Genomic DNA, 22017 nt, shown 5'->3' with positions numbered 1-22017 from the left:
TGTCAAGCTGCCCGAACGGAGGTAACGTGCACGTGACTAAAGAGTTAGGCGAGACGGGCCGATGAGCTCGTCGATGACCAGTGCCCCGCGGCCCGCCGCCGCCCTCCGTCTCCTCCTGCTGCTGGCGTTGGCGCCGCTCCTGTGGAGCACGGGCTGCGCCTCCCATGGCATGGCGGGCATCCCGGTGGTCGCCCGGCCTGAGCCGACGATGAATGGCGACCAGTTGGTCTCGCAGGCCCGGGCCTACACGGGCGTCGCGTATCGACCAGGCGGCGCGACACCCGACCAGGGCTTCGACTGCAGCGGCTTCGTCCAGTACCTCTACGCACAGGCCGGAATCGAACTGCCGCGGACCGCCGACGAGCAGTTTGCCGCCGGCCGCGACATCGACGGCGACCTGCGTCCCGGTGACCTCGTCTTCTTCCGCACCAGCGGCAGGCGCGTCTCCCACGTCGGCATCGCCACCGGAGACGGCGCGTTCATCCACGCGCCCAACGCGCGCAGCCGCGTCCGCATCGACAGGCTCGACCAGAAGTACTGGGCCTCGCGCTTTGCCGGCGCCCGACGCATCGTCGGCTGACGCTCACGCGCCCCCGCCGGTTCGGTCAGTCCCGACTCCCGACTCCCGACTCCCGACTCCCGACTCCCGACTCCCGACTCCCGACTGGTACGATCGGTCGATGCCCCGCGCCGACATCCATCGCATCGAACCCAGGGCCGTGACGCCGGGCGGGCGGCTCGTCGTCAGCGGCAGCGGCTTCGACGTGCGGCCCGGTCGCGTTCCCGAGGTGACGCTCGGGGGCCAGGCCGCCCGCGTGCTGCGCGCCTCGTCGCGCAGCGTCGCGATCGAAGTGCCTGCCGACACCCCGGGCGGCGAGCAACCCCTCGCGATCGAGGGGCTCGAGGGCAGCACCCCACTCGTCTCGGTGGGGCGGGCGATCACGACCGGCGTCCACCAGGTGGACAGCCCGGCGATCGACGCGGAAGGCCGCGTCTATGCGACGCTGAGCGGCCAGCGCGGCCAGCAAACGCCCGTGTCGGTGTACCGCATCGGGGCCGATGGGGTGCGGGAGGCGTTCGTCTCCGGGCTCGGCAATGCCACCTCGCTCGCCTTCGGGCCCGACGGCCACCTCTACGTCTCGAGCCGGTTCGAGGGCACGGTGTCGCGCATCGCGGCTGACGGCGAGCCGACGAAGTTTGCCGAGAACCTGGGCGTCGCGTTCGGCCTGGCGTTCACGGCCGACGGCGACCTGCTCGTGGGGGATCGATCCGGCACGGTCCACGTCGTGACGCCCGACGGTCGTCATCGGCCGCTGGCCGCCATCCCGCCGAGCGTTGCCGCCTTCCACCTGGCGGTCGATCCCGGTGGCGACGTGATCGTCGCGGCGCCGACGCTGAATTCCTGCGACGCCCTCTATCGGATCACGCCCGATGGCGTCGTCACGCGCTGGCTCGAGGGCTTCGGACGACCCCAGGGCCTGGCCTTCGACCGTCACGGCGTGCTGCACGTCGTCGACGCGCTCGCCGGCGACAGCGGCATCCATCGCATCACCCCCGACGGGGCTCGCTCACTGGTCGTCAGCGGCGCGGGCCTGATCGGCGTGGCCTTCGATCCGACCGACGGCTCGATGGTCGCCTGCTCCGACGACACGATCTATCGCATCTAGTCGGGAATCGGGAATCGGGAATCGGGAGTCGGGAGGCGGGAGGCGGGAATCGGGAGGCGGGAGGCGGGATCGCCGCACCCGAACGCTCACCACAGTTCCCCCTTCCGCTGCTCGGTGCGTGCGACGTTGCTCGCGTAGGTGATGGGTGACGCGTGCCCGGAGGGCGGGAACCCCGGCTGCTGGTACACCGGGTACGCCGTGGTCCGCAGGTGGGCCAGCATGTGATGACCGACGCGCGAGGCGCGCTCGTGCCGCAGCGCGTCGACGTCCACCGGCGCCACGACGATCCGCTCACCCGGCCCCGGCGAGGCTTCCGCGAGGAGCCGCCCGTCGAAGTCGACCACCTGGCTGCCGCCCGGCCAGGAATACGGCGGGTAGTGACGGAGGCTCGCGCCCTGGTTGGCGGCCACCACGTACGCCATGTTCTCGATGGCGCGCGTCCGATTGACCAGCGTCCACCAGTTCATCGGCTCGGTGGCGCCCCACGGATCCATGTAGGCCGACACGCGGATCAGCACCTCGGCGCCGTTGGCCGCCAGCTGGCGTATGGCCTCAGGGAACAGCCAGTCGTAACAGATCGCGCACCCGAGCCTGCCGATCGGCGTGTCGACGACGGGGAACAACTCCTCGTCGTAGCCCGGCAGGTCGTGCGGGCTCGCGTGCACCTCGAACGGGATCCAGGGGTTCACCTTGCGGTAGCGCGACAGGATGCCGTCGGGCCCGATGAGGCAGGTCGTGTTGAACACCACGCCCGGCCACTTCGGGTCCACCTCCAGCATCGAGCCGCTCTGGATGAAGACGTCGTGGCGCCGCGCCCGCTGCTGGAGCCGTTCGGTGTGCTCGTTCGGGATCTCGACGGCGAGGTGCTCGATCAGGGCCTCGAGCCCGGGGTAGGCCGGCGCGCAATGCGCGAACTCCGGGAACACCACCAGCCGCACCGGCAGGAACGGCTGGCTGCCGACCACCGCCGCATCGATCATCTCGACGATGCGGTCGGTGTTGTGGGCCATCTCCGCGCGGGTGCGCGGGCAGGGCAGGTCGGTCTGGCAGGCGGCGACCGCGTACCGCAAGCGCGACGCGCTCACCGCGGCACGCCCGCCAGGCGCGGCACCTGCCGGCCGACGACGCGCGTGTTGTAGTGCGTGAACCAGGCCGGCTCGTCGAGCGGCGAGGCCGGCGCCGGGTAACGCGTCATCGAGTGCGACGGCAGCGGCCAGGCCTGATCGGGGCTCTGCGAGTTGATGTCCATCTCCTTGCTGAACCCGTCGCCGTGCAGGAGGTACGTCCGCGTCCAGCCCGCCCGCTCCGCCGGGAACGCCGCGGCCTCGAAGGCCAGCGCGATCTCGTCTCCGGGACGCGACACCACGAAGCGGTCGTCCACGGCATCGAGCAGCGCCCGCACGTCGCCCTCACGCGTATAGCGCCCGGGCATCTGCTTCCATGGCGAGTGCGGCGTCACCTTCCCGTAATCGAACGTCAACGGCTCGCGCGTCGTCGTCGGCTCGGAGAAGCCGCGCCAGCGGAGGTCGGCCAGCGACGCCCCGGCGCGCGTGATCACGGGCTGCGCGTCGGGCACCCGCGTCGCCACCTCCACCTGATCCCAGTACACCCGCATCGTCGTCGCGATGCGCACCTCGCGACTCGACGACAGGAACCGGTCGGTCAGGTCGACGACGATCGTCTGCGGCCGGCCGACGGGAACGCCGATCTCCTCGACCACCGTGCGCCAGGCGCCAGAGGCGTCCTTCACCTGCAACGACGGCGGGTGCAGCGCGTGCCCGGCCTGGTGCGCGGCGACGTTGTCGCTCGAGAACGCGTAGTCGGTCCAGCCGGTGAGGAGCAACACGGCGCCACGCGCCGGCGTGTTCGCCCCGAGGTCGATCGTCATCGCGTGCGGCTTCGCATAGCCGCGGACGGGCAGCAGCGGCAGGCCGTCCACGAAGGTGTGGTCGACTTTCCCGGCCGCGCCGGTCGCGTCGCGGCCAGCGGCGTCGGTCACGCCGGCGGGAGCCCGCCGGTCGCGGACCACGGCGTACCGCAGCCCCGGCGCAGGCGCCGAGACCATGCCCTCGAGCGGGAAGACGTCGGTGCCTTCGGGGTGGTCGACGGCGAGCAGCGAAAGGTGGTCGATGAAGAGCGTCTCCTCGAGCTCGTTGGTCACGCGCAGTTCGTACCGCCCGTCGCGGGCCTTGAGCTGGTCGCCCCGGATGCGGACGAACTCCTCCGGGTCAGGCGTGTTGAACACGCCCGGCGAGAGCTGGTAGCCCATCTCCCCGCCGCCGAGGAAGTCGGTCACGAACTCGAAGCGATCTCCCGTCCACGTGTAGAGGTACGGGCACGAGGAGGGCTTGCGGTCGAGCTCTATCACCTCGAGCCGGCCCGCCTTCTGCACGTCGGCCGCCAGGGCCTCGGCCTGCACGATGCCAGCCGGCCAGAGCACGCGCACGACGTCGGGCGAGGGCCGCGTGCCGAGCCCGAAGAGCAGGTCGGCCGGCGCGGCTGCCGGCGATGCCGCAGACGCCTCGAGCTTCTGCCACAGGCTGCCGGCCCGCATCTCGATCTTCGAGCCGAGGCCACTCCTGTTGCTCACCTGTCCCTGCAGCGTGACGCGGAAGCCGGGCGCCGCGCCCACGGCCACGAGCAACGTCGCTGCGCCGTGGCGCCACTGCAGAATGTCGAGCGAGCCGGACAGGTCGGCGTCCAGCAGGGCCAGGCCCGCAGCCGCGGCGTCGGCCGTGCCGGTCCTCGTGAGTCCGGTGCGCGTGGACACGTCCTCGAAGGCGCCGCCGCTGGCCTGCCGGACCACGTGGACCCCGTCGGGCAGCAGGGCGACGACGTCGAGGAGGCCGTCGTTGTCGGCGTCGGCCATCTGCGCCGCCGAGGCGCCGGTCGGCAGTGCCGGCAGCGGTCGTGCCGTGAAGCGGTTGTTCGAGGCGCCGACGGCGATGACGCTCGCGCCGGTCTTCGCGCTCAGCGCGATGTCGGGGAAGCCGTCCTTGGTCGCATCGCCGACCGCCATCGCCGCCGCCGGTGGCAGGGCGTCCAGGCCCACCGTCGCCGACACCTCGCGGAAGGTCGCGTCGCGCATGTTGCGCCACAGGCGGAGCCGGCCGTCCTCGCCGAGCACCAGTACGTCGATGTCGCGGCGCAGGTCCACGTCGGTGGGCACGATGGCCGTCGCGACCAGCGGCGCCTGCCCGGGCAGGGCGCTGGCGCTCATGTCCACGAAGGTGCCGTCGCCGTTGTTGCGCCAGGCCGCGAGCGGGGCCGCCGCGCCGTCGCGTGTCGCGCCGCCCAGCACCACGTCGGCGTCGCCATCGTGATCGAGGTCGACGAGCGCCGCCGTGCGCACATCGAGCGTCGTGGCCATCGTCGAGGCCCGGGTCACGTCCTCGAACCCGAATGAGGCGCCGCCCTGGCCGGCCACCTGCCGCCACAGGGCCACGCCGCCTCGCCCGTGGATCAGCACGTCGGCCTTGCCGTCGTTGTCGACGTCGGCAACCACGGCCCCTCGCGCGCCAAGTCCAGGTGTCGCCAGGGTCCCGGTCGAGACGCGGGTCGGTGTCGGGGCGGCGGCAGCCGCGTAGGCCTCGAACCCGTCCTCGTGCACGGCGATCAGGTCGGTGCGACCATCGCGATCGATGTCGGCGGCGGTGATGGCCACCGGCGGGCGAGGGCCCAGGGCCAGCGGACGCGCCGCGTAGGTCAGCGTCGGCGGCGGAGCGGCCAGGTCCGCCTCCGCGCCGGTGGAGAGGATGGCTTCGGCGTACCGGCCCTGTTCCAGGTAGGCGTTCGAGTAGGTCGTGCCGTAGCCCGTCTCGCGCAGGGCCTGGAACCGCCTGGTGGTCTCGGCACCGAGTTCACGCTGGCCGGCGCGCGTCTGGGCGACGGCGAGGTTGTAGAGCGCCGAGACGTTGTAGGGCTCGAGCTCCACGGCGCGCGTGAACACCGGCACCGCGTCGGCGTAGGCCCGCTTCTGCAGCAACAGCTGCCCGACGTTGACCAGCGACGCCACGTCGTCGGGGTCGGCCTCGAGCACGCGCCGGAAGGCCGCGAGCGCCTCGTCCTCGCGGTTCTCCTGCCGCGCGATCAGCCCGAGGACGAAGTCGGCGTGCGGAGGCGCCCCGGCAGACGCCGCCGCGGCGGTGGCGACTTTCAGCGCGGCCGGCAGGTCCGGCTCGTACAGCCGCGCGATCGCGAGGTTGACGCGCGCCGCGACGAGCGTCGGGTCGATGCCGAGCGCCGCCTCGAACTGCGTGGCCGCCTTCGCGTGGTTGAACTGCTCGAGGTACGCCACGCCGAGGTTGTTGGCCTGCCAGGCCTTCTCGCGGACGTCGCGGGCCGGGGGCGTCGGCGCCTGCGCCGTGAGGACCACGCCCAGGGTGACCAGACCGGCGAGAACCGTGAATGTGCGTGTCATGGAATTGGTGGCCGTCGGCCCTGGTTCGTTGCCGTCGGGCTTGCCCGACGGGTCAGTGATGTTTCGCGATGCCGATCCGTAGGCGTCGGCCGTATCCGACGGTCAGAGATGCCGCACCAGACGAGAGCGCCGGACAAGTCCGGCGCCTACGGGCGGGTGAACGGCACCTTCTGCGTGACGCCCTTCGCCTCGGTGACGACGAGCGTCTGGCCGGCGTCCTGCGGGCCGAGGCGATCGACCTGGCCGCTCGGCCAGCGAATCTCGACCTGCTCCACCTTTGACGCCGCGCCGAGCCCGAAGGTGAGCGGCAACTCGCTCTGCGACAGGTAGCTCGACCCGGACTTGACCATCGCGAGCCGCGTCGCCCCGCCCACCGTGACGCGTACCTGCGCGCCGATGGCCGACCGGTTCGAGCGCGTGCCGACCAGCGCCAGCCGCAACGCACGGCCGCCCTTCGAGTCGTTGCGCAGCACCCGCGCCGGCCCGTTGTTGACGGTGATGACGAGATCCTGGTCGCCGTCGTTGTCCATGTCGAGGTGCGCGGCGCCGCGTGCCACGGTGGGCACGGCGAGCGCCGTGCCGGCGGCGACGTTGGAGAAGCGTCCCTTGCCGGCATTGCGGTACAGGTGCGACGCCTGCGCGTAGGTGACCTTCGGCTGCACGCGATTGATGTCGTCGGCGACGTGCCCGTTGGCGGTGAAGATGTCCACCCAGCCGTCGTTGTCGGCGTCGAAGAAGAAGCACGCAAAGGTCAGCGACAGCAGCGATTCGCGCCCGAGGCTCGAGGTCGGCGCGTCGTCGATGAACAGGCCGTTGCCCTCGTTGCGGTAGAGCGACAGCATCTCGTTGGAGAAGTTGCCGATCAGCAGGCCCGGGCGCCCCGAGCCGTCGAAGTCCGCCGCGTCGACGCCCATGCCGGCGCGCGCCACCCCCGCCTCGTTGAAGGCGACGCCGGCCGTCACCGCCTCGTCCACGAAGGTGCCCTTGCCGGTGTTCCGGTAGAGGCGATTCGGTTGCGTGTCGTTGGCGATGAACACGTCGAGCCAGCCGTCGGCGTTGTAGTCGATGAGGCCCACGCCGAGACCCTTGCTCGTCGGGTCGAAGAGGCCGGACTTCCGGGTCACGTCCTCGAACGTCCCGTTGCCGTTGTTGCGGAACAGGAACGGCGTCTCGCCCTTGTAGCTCTCGGGCGTGCAGTACGACTTGGTCTTGCCGTCGAGCGTGCAGTGGATGTCCTTGTCGATCTGCCACTGCACGTAGTTGGCGACGATGAGGTCGAGGCGCCCGTCCTTGTCGTAGTCGAACCAGGCGGCGCTGGTCGAGAACCCCGCCCGCCCGACGCCGGCGCTGGCCGTGACGTCCTCGAACCGGCCGCCCCCGGTGTTGCGATACAGCCGGCTGCCGCCGAGCGCGGTGACCAGCAGGTCCACGTCGCCGTCGTTGTCGTAGTCGGCGGCGGCGCCACCCATCCCGTACATCTCGGCGGCCAGGCCGGAGGCGCGGGTGACGTCGACGAAGCGGCCGCCGGTGTTGCGGTACAGCGCCGGCATCGACCTGAGCGGTGGCCTCCCTGGCCATGCCTTGCCGTTGGCCAAGTACAGGTCCTGGCGCCCGTCGCCGTCGGCGTCGAAGACCACCACGCCTGCCCCCATCGTCTCGGGCAGGTACTTCTTGCCGAAGGCGCCGCTCGCGTGGCGGAACGTGACGCCGACCGGCGCGGTGACGTCCGAGAAGGCGATGGCGCCGGCTGGCGCGGCGGCGGCCGATCTCGGCGCTTGCGCGCGCAGGCCGGTGACGAGGCCGGCGACCACGAGGGCCGCCAGCGGAAGGGTCAGAAAAGGCGAACGCATCATTGCGGGGATGTCTCGGCAGTCTTCAGTCCACCTTCGCGCGTTGCGCTTCGGCGGACAGGTCGGCGGTCGGACGCTCCGGGCGTCGGCGGGGGCGACGACCGCCGGGCAAGCCCGGCGGCTACATCCCTGGAATCAGAGGCTGCTACACCGGCGCCAGGGGCAGGCGTCGGGCTTGCCGGACGCGCCACCGCGACGCCCGTTGCCGCCGTCGCGCGGCTCGTAGGCGTCGGGCTTGCCCGACGCGCAGCCTCGAGCGCCTTCGCCGCGCCGCCGCGCGGCGTGTAGTACTTCGGGTACGGCGCGGCATCGCCGTGCTCGTGCACGCTCTGCCGCTCGTTGTTGTCGTAGGCGTTGATCTGCCGGTAGGGGCCGGTGATCGCCTGCGCGGCCTCGTCGGCCTTGTAGCGCTCGTACAGCTTCCGCTCGCGCGCCGCGAGGTCCGGCTTGCCCATGCCCTGATAGCACAGCATCAGGTTGTAGTGTGCCTGCAGATCCTCGGTGTCGACGTCGAGCGCTGCCTTGAACTCCGCGACGGCGGCCTCGTACTGCCGTTTCAGGAAGTACACGCGCCCGAGCTGGTTGCGCACCACGCGGTCGCGCGGATACTGGCGCGCCGCTTCCTTGAAGTACGCGATGGCCTCGTCGTAGCGGCCCTGCTGCCTGGCCGCCTGTCCGAGGAAGAAGTGGGTCTTGGCCAGCGTCGGGTTCAGCTTCAGCGCCTGCGTGAGCATCTCGGATGCGCCGTCGACGTTGCCCTCGTTGAGGCGGGCGCGCGCCACGTTCACCCAGCCGTCGGCGTAACCCGGCTCGGCCTGCGTCACCTTGAGGAACGCCGCCTCGGCGCCCTTGAGGTCGCCCTGCAGCAGCAGGCCGATGCCGTAGTCGTTCCACCGCTCGCGCACCGCCCTGGTGACGACCGGTGTGTCGGTGGTGGCGTCCTTCGCGCCCACGACCTTCAGCGTCGTCGTCGCCTCGGCCATCACGGTGATGGGGAGGTCGGGGATCGACTTGAGTCCCCCCGACACGTTCGAGGTGTCGCCGTTCAGCAGCCAGCCGCGGTTGTCGTAGTCGCGCGTGGTGAGCGAGGCCGGCTCGTGCGGATCGCGCACGCCCGCGTACGCCCACTGCGTCGTCCAGAACGCGAACTTGCGGTAGTTCACCCGGGCCTTGAGCGTGATCGAGTCGCCGGCGTCGGCCGGCACGTCGAGGCGGTAGTGGATCGTGTCGGCCGCGCCCGGAGGCACGAGGCGCACGTACGCGACCGAGCGCGCCGCCCAGGCGTTGCGCTTGTTGATCGGGTTGCCGGCCGCGTCGAGCATCAGGCTACGGTAGATGTGCGCGCCGGGCTCCACCGGCCCCTTGCCCCCGTCGGCCACCTTGCCGCTGTGCATGATCGTGCGGCCCTTGCTGTCGACCGCCTCGAGCTCGACCCACACCTCGTGGCCGTCGACGGTGCCGCCAGGGAAGAAGTGCCCGACCTTGCGCGTGCGGACCACGACCTCGAGGCGCACCGACTCGCCGCGACGCAGCGCCGGCTGCGCCTTGTCGAGCGGTGCGACGACGGTCATCGGCGCGGTGGTGACGGTGGTGGTGGAGCCGAAATGCATCGACTCCTCGCCGACGGCGAAGGTGCTGCTGAGGCGCGGCTCGCTGCCGGCCACCTGGCGCTCCTCGGTGGCCTGTCCGCCGGGCGTGCGCACCAGGCCGAAGATGTCGATGGTGACCTGGCCGTCCTTCAGGAACGACTGCACGGCCTTCATCTGGTTGGCGTGGCCGTTCACGAAAGGCAGGGCGGTGTTGGCGGCCGCGAACCGGTGGCTCTTGTGCTGGCCGGACTTCGCCGCCGGATCGGTCGAGGCCACCTTCGGCATGTGGCAGTCGCCGCAGCCCTGCGACTTGGCCGGGTAGTAGAAGGCGCGCGCGCCCATGCCGGACACGCCCGAGGCCTGCCAGTTGTCGTAGTCGTTGAAGCCGCGGATCCAGCGGTAGCCGTTCACCGGGACGTCGAGGTGCACCTTGTGGCAGGTGCTGCAGTACTCGGGCGTCTGGTCGGTCATGAACGGCTTGAGGAACGTCTCCCGGTGGGGCTGAGGATCGAGCTCCAGCAGCTTGTCGTGCGCCCAGCGGAGCAGCGGGTTGCTGCTCACGGCCAGGTCGTGCAGCGGCGGGTACTCGATGAGGAAGTGGCCGTTGCCCATCGAGCCGCCGACGTGCGTGATGGCGTGGCACGACGTGCAGCTCAGGCCGTTCTGCGCCTCCGGCGTGTTGATCTGCTGCTTGATCGGCGTGTCGAAGCGTCCGTTGAAGAACACCGCGTGGTCATGGCAGCCGGCGCACCACTTGGACGGGCCGGTGCCGACCGTGTCCTGCATGTACTCGATCGACTTGCGGTACCACTGGTTGTTGAACGACGCGAAGTGGTGCGCCGACTCGTTCCACTCGTCGTAGATCTGCTTGTGGCAGCGGGCGCACTCCTTGCTGGTCATGAAGAAGTTCGACGGGATGATGCCGTCGCGCGTCGTGTTGGCCGGCGAGGGGAAGAACGGGCTGCGGGGGCCAGGCCCCTCCTCCTGCATCGAGGTGGGCACCACGGCCGGATTCTGGATGCGATAGGAGGCGCGCCGGACGGCGCCGTACCGGCTGACCCAGGCGATCGAGCCGACCATCGCCAGCAGGGTGATGGCCACCGCGGCGCGCATCAGGGTGGCCGAGCGGGCCGGCGTGGCGCCCGGCAGGGTGGGCGCGCCGACGCGCCCGGCGCGCGCCAGCAGCCAGAAGAGCACCGGCAGGACGCCGAGCACGGACGCGGCGACGTGCGTGTAGAGCAGGCCCCGGTACGGCCGCGTGGCACCCGTCCAGGCCAGCGCCAGCCCGGTGAGCAGCGCTACCACCAGCGGACCGGCCGCCACGCCCCATCCCTCGGGCACCGCCCGGTGCCTGGCCACGTGGCGCAGGGCGGTGGCGCCGAGGACCGCGCCGCCGATCACGTGGGCCGCCACCTGGGCGTAGTAGAAGGCCGAGGCCGTCGCAAACGCGCCCAGATAGGCGCTGTTGAGAAGGAGGAGGAAGAAGCCGGCGAGCCACCACGCTCGCCACCCAGACGGTATCTGTGCGGTCATCAGGAACCTGGATTGGCCGGAAACGCCGGAACCGCCAGAGTAGCGGCCCTGGCGTTGCGGTCGGGTCACCTGAAAGCACTAGCTGGGCGGTTTTAACGCCTGACGTCTGACGTCAAACGCTAAACGTCAAACGTCAAACGTCAAACGTTAACCACGCCCTTCCCCTCCACCACCTTCTGGTACGCATCGACCTTCACGTTGGTGAGGCGGTCGACGCGGGTGCTCGGGGCGGGCCAGGCGATCTCGACCCAGTCCACCTGGGTGGCGGGCCCGAGGCCGAGGATCTCGCGAGGGTCGTGCGCCGACAGGTAGCTGCCGCCGCCGGTCTTGAACCGTCGGGTGACCTTGCCGCCGACCGACCAGCTGATGCGCGCGCCGATCGCATCGCGGTTGCAGGTCACGCCCTGCAGCGACAGGCCCACCCAGTGATTCCCCTGGCCGGCCCGGTTCTGCAGCAGGAGCGGAGCGGCGCCGTTGTTGTTGATGAGGACGTCGAGGCGACCGTCGTTGTCGAGGTCGCCGACCGCGAGCCCGCGGGCCGGATACTGCGCCGCGAAGGCGTCGCCGGCCTGCTTGCTGACGTCCTTCAGCTTGCCACCCTCGTTGTGGAAGAGCAGCAGCGGCTCCTTGTAGGTCACCTGCGTGGAGTAGTGCTCGATCATGTCGTCCGGGTGGCCGTTGGCGAGCATCAGGTCGAGGTGGCCGTCGTTGTCGTAGTCGAAGAACTTCAGGCCCCAGCCGCTGAGCAGGCGGGTGGACTGGGCGATGCCGTTGGCGTGCGCCACGTCCTGGAACGACTCGTTCCCGCGGTTCTTGTAGAGCGAGAACATCTCCTGGTCGACGTTGGCGACGAACAGGTCTTCCCAGCCGTCCTGGTCGAAGTCGGCCGCGTCCACGCCCATGCCCGACCGCGGCTGGCCGTTGGCCGAGAAGCCGACCTCGGAGGCCAGGCCGATCTCCTCCCACGCGCCCTTGCCGCGGTTCATGAACAGGAAGTTCTGCACCGTATCGTTGGCCACGAACAGGTCGAGCTGCCCGTCCTTGTTGATGTCGGTGGCCACCACGCCGAGGCCCTTGCCGAGCGCGCGGGCGATGTCGGTGCCCCTGGTCACGTCGGTGAACGTGCCGTCGCCGTTGTTGTGGAACAGGAACGAGGCCGACGGCTTGAACACGCGCGGGATGCAGTAGTAGCGCCGCCCGAGCTTGTTGTCGCCGCAGAACACGTTGGTCTTCAGTGAGAACTCGACGAAGCTGCACACGAACAGGTCGAGGCGGCCGTCGTTGTCGTAGTCGAACCACACCGCGCTGGTCGTCCAGCCAGGCACCCGCAGCCCGGCCTTCTCGGTCACGTCGGTGAACGTGCCGTTGCCGTTGTTGCGGTACAGCGTGCAGTTGCCGTAGGCGGTCACGAACAGGTCAGGAAACCCGTCGTTGTCGTAGTCACCCACGGCCACGCCCATGCCGAAGGTGCCGCCGGGCACGCCGGCCTGCTCGGTGACGTCGGTGAACGTGCCGTCGCGGTTGTTCTTGTAGAGGGCGTTGCGCAGCGGCGTCTTCGGCGTGAAGAAGTCGGCCGGGCCGCTGTTGACGAGATAGAGGTCCATCCACCCGTCGCCATCGAAGTCGAAGATGGCGCAGCCCGAGCCGCAGGTCTCGGGCAGGTAGCGGAACTCGGACATCGCGTTGTCGTGCACCCAACTGATGCCGCTGCGTGACGGGGGCACGACCTCGAACAGCGCGCCCTGCTGCGTTCGCGTCGTCGCCGGCCAGGCGGCGGCCAGGCCGGCAGCGCCGGCGGCCCGCAGGAAGGCGCGGCGCGACGAGGATCGCGGGAGCCACGGGTGGGACATATCCCGCGGTTGTACCACGCGTCGCTGGCCCTGTGTCGCGCCGGGACGGGGCGGAGTCACGGATCGGGATCCAATGCGATGGACACGGCACCACGGGCGCCGCCGCGCGCCGCCTCGGGGCGCATTCGGCCGGAGTCTCCACTCGCCACTGGCACATCGGCAGTGGTCAGTCCAAATCTCTTCGATTGTCTCGGAATGGGCCGAATGTTTGCCACAGGCCCGCTTGTGAAGGTCGGCCGCACAGGCAGGTGGTCGTGCCAATCCTCCGGCCAGGCCGCCAGCAAGCCCGGTTCTCGCGGGCTGTCGGGCGTTCGACTCTAACTCCATTCATTTGAATGACTTCTGGTGCTTGACAACCACCCGCCTGATCCAGATACTCCCCTCACTCGAAAGTACTAGTTGTTGATCCATGCGCGGACGAGAAGCCCACTTTTCGCCGCGCGACGATCCCATCAACGAGACGAGATGTCCATGTTCGGAGTGTTCAGCAGGATGAGGTGGGTGGCGGCCGCAACGCTGGCGCTGGCGATGCCGGTGTTGGCGCATGCGCAAGGCGGTTCGACCACGGCGACGGTCCGTGGCACCGTCAGCGACACGCAGGGAGGCGTGTTGCCCGGCGCCACGGTCACGGTCATCGACGAAGGCACCAAGGCGACGCGCAACACGGTCACCGACGATCGTGGCGGTTACCTGTTCAGCGGCTTGTTCCCGGGCACCTACACCGTCAAGGTGGAGTTGCAGGGCTTCAAGACGTACGAGCAGACCAAACTGGTGCTGTCGCCGGCCGACACCCGCGGCGTCGACGTCGCGCTCGAGGTCGGCCAGCTGAACGAGGTCGTCTCGGTGACCTCGTCGCCCGAAATCATCCAGACCGAGACGGGCGCCCGTGAGGGCGTGCTCCGGGCCGAGCAGATCGACAAGCTGTCGATCATCGGCCGCAGCTCGCTCGAGCTGCTCCGCATCCTCCCTGGCGTCGTCGCCCCCGACCAGAGCACGATGCAGAGCGTCGGCTTCGGCTCGGGTGGCAACAACACGCAGGCCTACACGGTCAACGGCGTCCGCAGCTCGAACAACACCGTCAGCCTCGACGGTTCGGCGCTGATCGACATCGGCTCCAACAGCGGCGTGATCGTCACCCTGAACAACGACATGGTTCAGGAAGTGAAGGTCCAGAGCTCCAACTACGCTGCCGAGTACGGCTCGAGCGGCATGAGCGTGAGCGCCGTCACCAAGTCGGGCACGTCCCGCTTCCGCGGCACCCTGTACGACTACATCCGCGACTCGAAGTTCAGCGCCAACGACCGGTCCAACTCGATCGCGGGCACCGAGAAGCCGAAGGACACGTACCAGTACCCCGGCGGCAACGTCGGCGGCCCGATCATCATCCCGGGCTGGGACTACGCGAAGAACCGCGACAAGTTCTTCTTCTTCGTGGGCTACGAGTACCAGAAGCAGAACGTCGACTCCGGCTCGCGGTTCACCACCGTGCCGACCGAGCGCATGAAGCGCGGCGACTTCAGCGAGCTGTATGCCAACACTGGGTCGAACCTCAACATGCCGACCGTCGTGAACATCCCGGGTGGCTTCCCGGGGGCGGGTGAGCCGGCGCCCAACAACAACATCGCGCCCTACATCCACCCGCTCGGCCAGTACCTGGTGAACAACTACCCGAATCCGAACTACTCGGATCCGAACAACCGGTTCAACTACGTGTACTCGGCCCTCGAGCCGCAGAACCGCAACGACCTCAAGATGCGGTTCGACTGGAACATCAACAACAACACCAAGGCCTACGTCCGGTTCGCCCGCGAGTCCGAGCTGAACGACCAGCCGCGCGGCGGCTGGTGGGGCCCGTCGCAGGTCGCCCTGCCGACGCCCAACGTCGCCGACAGCGCCGGCCGCAGCTATTCGTTCAACCTCGTCAACGTCCTCGGCCCGACGACGACCGCCGAGACGCTGGTGAGCTACAGCCGCCTGACGCTCGACAACTACTACCGTGACCCGTCGCGCGTGCGGAAGGACCAGGTGGGGATCAACTTCGAGGGCATGTTCCCGGGGGCGAGCCCCTACCTGCCCCTGCAGACCATCCACAGCTGGGGCGGCAGCCAGGTGGGTGACCTCTGGTCGCCGGTCAACGACGTGTTCGCCTACAACGACGCGCTGCAGATCAGCCACAAGCTGACGAAGATCGTCGGCACCCACGGCCTGAAGTTCGGCGGCAGCGCCACCAAGCTGACCAAGGAACAGAACTTCCAGAACGAGGAGAACGTGCAGCTGATCTACGCCAACTGGGCGAGCGGCAGCACCGGCAACACCGTGGCCGACATGATGATCGGCAAGTTCGCGCAGGCCGAGCAGGGCACGCAGATCCCGGTGGGCAACTTCCGCGCCTGGAACTTCGACGTGTTCGCGCAGGACAGCTGGAAGGTCAAGCCGAACCTGACCCTCGAGTACGGCCTCCGTATGGCGTACATGCCGAACAACATCGAGGTGAACGGCCTCGGCGGCGTGTTCGACCCGGCGTTCTACAACGCCAACGCGGGCACCTTCCTCGACCCCGGCACGTACCAGCAGCTGAACGGCTACCGGTACGCGGCGACGGGCCAGGTGGAGAAGAACCTGGTCGGCAACCGCGCCCCCTACTGGATGCCGCGCGTCAACGTCGCCTGGAACATCGACGGCGACGGCAACAACGTCATCCGCGGCGGCTACGGCATGTTCGTCAACCGCCCGATGGGCAACGTCGAATACGACACCACGCTGCGCATCGCGCCCAACGCGTACCGCACCGGCGTGTCGCCCGGCGACGTGGGCACCGACTTCGCCGGCGGCCAGGGCCTCAACTACGACACGCTGCGCCTGGTGAACGGCTTCGCCCGCGCCGGTGGCGGCGCCATCGGCGTCAACACGCCGAGTGTGGACCCTGACGAGCGCGTGTGGCCGACGACGCACAGCTACTCGATTTCCTATGCCCGGCGCATTCCCTGGGGGCAGGTCATCGAGGCGGCCTACGTGGGCACCAAGGGACGTGACCTCGTGAGCCGCACCGACGGCAACGCGATCCCGCTCGGCGGCATGTCCAGCGGCGGCGTCATCGGCAACGCCGACATGCGCAACCCGCTGCACCGCTCGGCCGCGGCCGTCTCTGTGGTCAACTCGTTCCGCCCGTTCCAGGCCTACTCGGGCGTCACGATCTTCGACTACAACGGCATCACCGACTACAACTCGCTGCAGGTCACCCTCAGCCGCCAGACGAGCAGCAAGTTCTCGTACTTCGGCACCTACACGTTCGCCCGGTCCACCGGGTCGCTCGGCGGCGAGTACTCGACCCTCGACCCGATCGATCCGTCGCGGTCGCAGGGCGTCCTCGAGAGCGACCGCACGCACATCTTCAACTTCTCGTGGAACGCCGTGCTGCCCGATCCCATCCAGGACGGCCCGGCCATCCTCAAGGGCATCCTGAACGGCTGGCAGCTGTCGGGCATCTCCACCGTCGCCAGCGGCATCCCGATCCGCCTCCGCCTCACCGGTGCCATCAACACCGACGGCATGGAGCAGTACTTCTTCGGCACGCCGTCGTTCGTCGGTGACCGCACGGGCGCCTTCGCGCCGGTGTACGTCTCCGACCCGCGCACGGGCAACAGCAGCCTCGGCGACAAGCTCTTCGACATCAACGCCATCCGGCTGCCGAACCCGGCCGCAGGCGAGGTGGGGGACATCAACCCGCCGTACAACCTGCGCTACCCGACGCGCATGAACCACGACCTGACGATCTTCAAGGACTTCCGGTTGCCGAACGAGAACCGCATCCAGTTCCGCGTCGGGTTCTTCAACCTGTTCAACATGGCCTATGCCGGCGTCCGGTCGGACCTCACCAACGACATCGACCTGATGCTCGAGACGCAGTGCAACGTGACGGTCAATGGCGTGCCCAACGGCGCGGGCGGCACGGTCGACAACGTGTGCGACCCCACCGGCGGGTTCCGCTTCACCGACAACACGATCCGCAACTTCGGCAAGATCAACCTGCTGCGCGGCCGCCGCGTGGTGGAGTTCGCGCTGAAGTACTACTTCTAGGGAGCGACCGCTCACAAGAGGGGCCGGGGTGGCATGCCATCCCGGCCCTTTTTCGTTCGGTCGCCGTCGGGAATGCCGCGATGCTGCGATGCCGGAATGTCGGAGGCCGGACCTCACGTCCAGCACCGCCGCTCGCCACGGCACGTGGCCTTCGACTCCCGACTCCCGACTCCCGACTCCCGACTCCCGACTCCCGACTCCCGATTCCCGGTCTAGAATCGATCCACCGTGATCCACCGAAACACATCGCGCGCGCGTGGGCTGTCGCTGGCGCTCGTGCTGCTGGTCGCCGGCGCGCCCGTGGGGGCGCAGACGCGCCCGGCCGGCCCCCAGAGGCCCACGGCCGAGTCGTTGTTCCAGCAGGCGCTCGAACTGCATCAGGCCGGCGACATCCTCGGCGCCATCGCCGCCTACCAGGCGTCGCTGAACCTAAACCCCGACAACCCTGGCGCGCACTCCAACCTCGGGGCCGCCTACGTGCGGCTCGGGCGCTACGACGAGGCGATCAAGGAGTACCGGACGGCCGTCGAGGCCGACCCGAAGAACGTCGCGTTCCAGCTCAATCTGGGGCTCGCCTACTACAAGTCGGCGCAGGTGCCGTCGGCCGCCGAGGCGTTCGCCGAGGTGCTGCGCCTCGACAAGGCCCACCTGAATGCGCGCCTGCTGCTCGGCGACTGTTACCTGCAGATGGGCCGGTTCCAGCAGGCCATCGACGTGCTGGCGCTGTACGAGTCGGACTACGGCGACAACCTCGCCTACGCCTACATCCTCGGCAGCGCGCTGATCGAGACCGACAGGCTCGACGAGGGGCAGCGCCACATCGACCGCATCTTCAGCAAGGGCGAGTCGGCCGAAGCGCACCTGCTGATGGCCACCGCGCACCTCAGGCGCTCGGACAACCCGGCGGCGCTGGCCGAACTCCAGAAGGCGGCGGCGCTCAATCCGAAGCTGCCACTGGTGCACAGCCTGATGGGGCGGGCGCTGCTGCGGACGGGCGACCAGGAGGCCGCGGCCAAGGCGTTCGCCAGCGAACTGGCCAACAACCCGAACGACTTCCAGGCCAACCTCGAGATCGGCGACCTCCGCAAGCGCGAACAGAAGTTCGACGAGGCCGAGCCCTACATCCGCCGCGCCCTCCGCATGCGGCCTCAGGACCCGACCGCCCGCTTCTCGCTGGCCGGTCTGCACGTCTCGCGCGGCGAGACCGAGCAGGCCCGCGGCGTGCTCGAGGGCATCGTCAAGGACTCGCCGTCGTTCACCGAGGCCTACGTGCTGCTCGCGACGGTGTACTACCGCCTGCAGCGACGGGAGGACGGTGACCGCATGCGCGCGGTGATCGAGCGCCTCAACGCCGAGGCCCAGGCCAAGCAGCCGGGCGCCAAGGCTGCCGAGGCGGCCAAGGCCGCCGCCGGGAGCGCGCCGCCCACCCCGGAGCGCCGGCCGTGACCCTCCTTGCCGGGGGCCGCGTCGCCTCGCTCGCGGCGTGCCTCCTCGTCGCGTCCCTGGACGCGTCGGCGCAGACCGCCCCCGCTGCCGCGCCCGGCTCGCGCGTCGGCAAGGCCAGTGCCAGCAAGGCCGCGCCCGCGACGACACGCGCGGCCGGGCCGACGATGGTGAAGGCGAACGCGGCGCGTGAGGACGGCGACCTCGAGGCGGCGATCGACCTCTATCGCCAGGTGGTGAAGGCCGCGCCCCGCCAGATCGAGGCCTGGTGGTATCTCGGCACCTCGCTCTACGAGCTCGAGCGATGGGCCGATGCCCGCGCCGCCTTCGACCGCGTCGTGCGCCTCGACAAGTCGCACGGCGCGGCGCTCGCGTTCCGCGGCCTCTGCACCTTCAGGCAGGGCGCCTATCCCGAGGCGCTCGCCGACCTGATGCAGGCCAAGGCCCTCGGCGTCAGCGGCAACGCCGAGATCGGCTCGGTGGCCCGCTTCCACGCCGGTCTCGCGATGACGCGCCTCGGCCAGTTCGAACTGGCGCTCAACACCATCGGCGAGTTCGCCCTCGAGGGCAACGACTCGCCGCAGGTGATCGAGGCGATGGGCGTGGCCACCCTGCGGATGCCGCTGCTGCCCTCCGAAGTGCCCGCCGAGAAGCGCGAGATGGTGCTGATGGCCGGGCGCGGCAGCTACTTCATGGCGATGCGCCTCGCGCCCGCGGCGCGCACGGCGTTCGAGGAACTGGTGCTCCGGTACCCCGAGACGCCGAACGTCCATTACGCCTTCGCCGTCTTCCTGCTCACCGACGATCCCGACCGTGCGATCCGCGAGTTCGAGCGCGAGCTGACGATCCAGCCGGGGCACGCGACGTCGCACGTCCAACTGGCCGGCGAGTACCTGAAGCGCGGCGACGCGGCCAAGGCGCGGCCGCACGCGGAGAAGGCGCTCGCGCTCGCGCCGACCGACTTCATCGCGCATCGGCTCCTGGGGCAGGTGCAGCTCGAGGCCGGCGAGGTCGATGCGGCGATTGCCTCGCTGGAGCAGAGCCGCACGCTGGAGCCCAACAGCCCCAGCGTGTACTTCTCGCTGGCCAAGGCGTACGCCAGGGCGGGGCGGGAGGCGGATGCGGCGAAAGCGCGCGCGGAGTTCACCCGCCTCGACCGCCTGAGCCGCCTGCAGCGCAACGGCGTGACCGCGGTGGGTGGGATCACGCCCTGAGTGACGTTTCACGCGTCGCGTGTGACGTCTGACGCGGGAACGCCGCAGGCGTCGGCCAAGGCCGACGCCTACACCTGGGAGAGTCGGCGCTCCCTTCACCGGATGTAGCCGTCGCCCTTGGGCGACGGACAGGACTGGCACACGCACATGCACACGCGCACGACTCGAGGGATCGGTGGACTGCTCGTCGCGGTACTGGCCCTCGCGCCGCTCGGCGCGAAGGATCAGGCGCCTCGCAGAGCCAGCGGCGGCGACTCCGCGTCGGTCACCGCGGTGGTCGTCGACCTCGTGGTCCGCGACAAGAAGGGGCTGCCGGTCACCGACCTCACGGCCGACGACTTCGAGGTGCTCGAGGACGGCGTGCCGCAGCAGGTGGGATCGTTCCGTCTGCCGTCGGCCGAGGCGGGCATCCTGCCGGCGACGACGGGAGCCGTCAACGTGGTGGGGACGACGGCGGCGGCAAGGCCATCGGGATCGGCAGGCAGCGCCTCGGTGGTGGCGCTCGTGTTCGATCGGCTCTCGCCCGATTCGCGCCGCCTCACCGCCCTCGCCGCGGACCGGTACGTCGGCAAGGGCGCCGAGAGCCCGCACGTCACCGGCGTGTTCGCCACCGACTGGGGCCTCGAGGTCATCCAGGGCTTCACGCGCGACGGCGCGACCATCCGCGCCGCGCTCGACAAGGTCGGCACGCGCACCGGTTCGCAGCCCTCCGGTTCCCTGGCCGAGTCACGCGCCGACCAGCAGCGCGTGAACCAGTTGCAGAACACCCTGGCGAGCATCGGCACCGGGACGCCACAGGCGGGCGCGGCGCAGGGCGCGGCGGGCGCCGACCTGCAGATGGCGCAGATGCAGCAGCGCATGTCGGAGACCTACACGATGCTCGAGCGCGACCAGGCGGGCTACGGCACGATGAACGCCCTCACGGCCGTGGTGAACTCCCTCAAGCTCGTGCCGGGCCGCAAGAGCGTGCTGTTCTTCTCCGAGGGGCTCGTGATCCCGCCCAACGTGATGCCGCGTTTCCTGGCGCTGATCGACGAGGCCAACCGCGCCAACGTGGCCGTGTACGCGATGGACGCCAAGGGCCTGCGCGCCGAGAGCACGCAGGCCGAGGCCCGCGACGAGATCAACGCCTACGCGGCGGGTCGGCTCGACAACGGCGAGCGCAACATCGGCGCCGGCGGCGCCGCCTCGCGCTACCTGGAGCGCAACGAGGATCGCCTGCGCATGGATCCCTCGTCGGGACTCGGGCAGCTCGCCAACGAGACCGGCGGGTTCCTCATCGCCGGCAGCAACAACTTCGACAAGGGCTTCACGCGTGTGTCGGAGGACATCCGGGCGCACTACGTGCTGACGTATTCGTCGAGCAAGCCGGCGTTCGACGGCAAGTTCCGCAGCATCAGCGTGAAGGTGAAGCGGCCGGGCCTCACCGTGTCGCACCGCAAGGGCTACTACGCGGTGCCGCCGAGCGCCGACGGCTCGCCGGTGCTGGCCTACGAGGCGCCCGGCCTGGCGCTGCTCGAGTCGTCGCCGCTGCCCAACAACTTCCCGATCACGGCGCGCGCGCTGGTGTTCCCGACCGGTGAGTCGCAGGCCACCGTGCCCGTGCTCGTGGGCTTCGACACCAGGCACCTCGATTACAGCAACGGAGCAGAGGGCTTCAGCGCCGAGGCCGTCGTCATCGCCCGACTCCGCGACGCCAACGGGCAGGTGCTCGCCAAGATGAGCGAGCAGTACACCCTGTCCGGGGCCGCGGCGCAGTTGGCCAACTCCCAGGCGGGGCGCGTGGTGTTCTTCCGCAAGCCGGTGATGCCGCCGGGCCTCTACTCCCTCGAGGCGATCGTCTACGACACGCACACGGCGAAGTCGAGCGTGCGGATCAGCAGCCTCGAAGTGCCGGCGCCGACGGCCTCGCCGGTGCGCGTCAGCAGCCTGATGATCGTGCAGCGTGCCGAGAAGGTGCCGCAGGCCGAACGAGACGCCACCAACCCGCTGTACTTCGGCGAGACGCTGCTGTATCCCAACCTCGGCGAGCCGCTGTCGAAGGCTGCGACCAAGGAGGTGGCGTTCGCCTTCACGGTCCAACCGGGCAAGTCGCCGGCGACCGGCGCGACGATGACGCTGGTCAGGAGCGGGCAGGTGATCGGCCAGGCTCCCATCACGCTCGATGCTGCCGGAGCGGACGGCATCATTCGCCAGATCGGCAGGTTGCCCATCGAGGCCCTCGAACCGGGCAGCTACGAGATCCGGATGGCGGTGCAGGCGGGGACGGTCGCGGTCAACCGGTCGGCGCGCTTCACCGTGGCGCCGTGAGGCGGGTGCCGCGGCGCGGGCGCTCGAGCTTCAAGCACTGGCGACCTGCGGTATCGTGAAGGGG

General features: G+C 69.8%; 11 protein-coding genes. 6 read left to right on the top strand and 5 right to left on the bottom strand.

Going from position 1 to position 22017, the window contains the following annotated elements; all coding sequences use genetic code 11:
• The first annotated feature begins 73 nt into the window (after positions 1 to 73).
• A complete protein-coding gene (locus TBR22_RS22345) occupies positions 74 to 580 on the top strand; it encodes a C40 family peptidase (protein WP_239490051.1) in 507 nt (168 codons plus the stop codon).
• Positions 581 to 680: 100 nt separating this feature from the next.
• Positions 681 to 1667 carry an IPT/TIG domain-containing protein gene (locus tag TBR22_RS22340; protein ID WP_239490050.1) on the top strand — a complete coding sequence of 329 codons (987 nt, stop codon included), beginning with the start codon at positions 681 to 683 and terminating at the stop codon, positions 1665 to 1667.
• Positions 1668 to 1753: 86 nt separating this feature from the next.
• Here TBR22_RS22340 and TBR22_RS22335 read toward each other — a convergent pair whose 3' ends face one another.
• The 5 genes from TBR22_RS22335 to TBR22_RS22315 form a co-directional block, all read right to left on the bottom strand.
• Positions 1754 to 2752, bottom strand: a complete 999-nt coding sequence (locus TBR22_RS22335; RefSeq protein ID WP_239490049.1) for a nitrilase-related carbon-nitrogen hydrolase — start codon at positions 2750 to 2752, stop codon at positions 1754 to 1756.
• Positions 2749 to 6087 carry an FG-GAP-like repeat-containing protein gene (locus TBR22_RS22330; protein ID WP_239490048.1) on the bottom strand — a complete coding sequence of 1113 codons (3339 nt, stop codon included), beginning with the start codon at positions 6085 to 6087 and terminating at the stop codon, positions 2749 to 2751. Before TBR22_RS22330 ends, TBR22_RS22335 begins: the two co-directional genes overlap by 4 nt.
• Positions 6088 to 6233: 146 nt before the next feature.
• A complete protein-coding gene (locus tag TBR22_RS22325; RefSeq protein WP_239490047.1) occupies positions 6234 to 7937 on the bottom strand; it encodes a CRTAC1 family protein in 1704 nt (567 codons plus the stop codon).
• The gene (locus TBR22_RS22320; protein WP_239490046.1) at positions 7937 to 11059 is read right to left on the bottom strand and encodes a tetratricopeptide repeat protein; all 3123 of its coding nucleotides are present in this window, start codon (positions 11057 to 11059) and stop codon (positions 7937 to 7939) included. The genes TBR22_RS22325 and TBR22_RS22320 overlap by 1 nt, the downstream gene beginning before the upstream one ends.
• A 140-nt stretch (positions 11060 to 11199) precedes the next feature.
• Complete coding sequence (locus tag TBR22_RS22315; protein ID WP_239490045.1) at positions 11200 to 12909, bottom strand: CRTAC1 family protein; 1710 nt, start codon at positions 12907 to 12909, stop codon at positions 11200 to 11202.
• Between the two features lie 465 nt (positions 12910 to 13374).
• Between TBR22_RS22315 and TBR22_RS22310 the strand changes: the two genes are divergently transcribed.
• The 4 genes from TBR22_RS22310 to TBR22_RS22295 all read left to right on the top strand — a co-directional run bounded on the left by TBR22_RS22310 (position 13375) and on the right by TBR22_RS22295 (position 21953).
• Positions 13375 to 16986 (top strand): carboxypeptidase regulatory-like domain-containing protein, encoded by a 3612-nt coding sequence (locus TBR22_RS22310; protein WP_239490044.1) that lies wholly within the window; start codon positions 13375 to 13377, stop codon positions 16984 to 16986.
• A gap of 228 nt (positions 16987 to 17214) precedes the next feature.
• Positions 17215 to 18432 carry a tetratricopeptide repeat protein gene (locus TBR22_RS22305; RefSeq protein ID WP_239490043.1) on the top strand — a complete coding sequence of 406 codons (1218 nt, stop codon included), beginning with the start codon at positions 17215 to 17217 and terminating at the stop codon, positions 18430 to 18432.
• Entirely contained in the window at positions 18429 to 19643 is a 1215-nt protein-coding gene (locus TBR22_RS22300; protein ID WP_239490042.1) for a tetratricopeptide repeat protein, read from the top strand. The genes TBR22_RS22305 and TBR22_RS22300 overlap by 4 nt, the downstream gene beginning before the upstream one ends.
• A gap of 147 nt (positions 19644 to 19790) precedes the next feature.
• A complete protein-coding gene (locus TBR22_RS22295) occupies positions 19791 to 21953 on the top strand; it encodes a VWA domain-containing protein (RefSeq protein WP_239490041.1) in 2163 nt (720 codons plus the stop codon).
• The last annotated feature ends 64 nt before the right edge of the window (positions 21954 to 22017 follow it).

It is taken from the genome of Luteitalea sp. TBR-22, assembly GCF_016865485.1.
GTDB lineage: Bacteria > Acidobacteriota > Vicinamibacteria > Vicinamibacterales > Vicinamibacteraceae > Luteitalea.
Note: the sequence above shows the minus strand (reverse complement) of the source record. Positions and strands in the feature narration are given on the sequence as shown.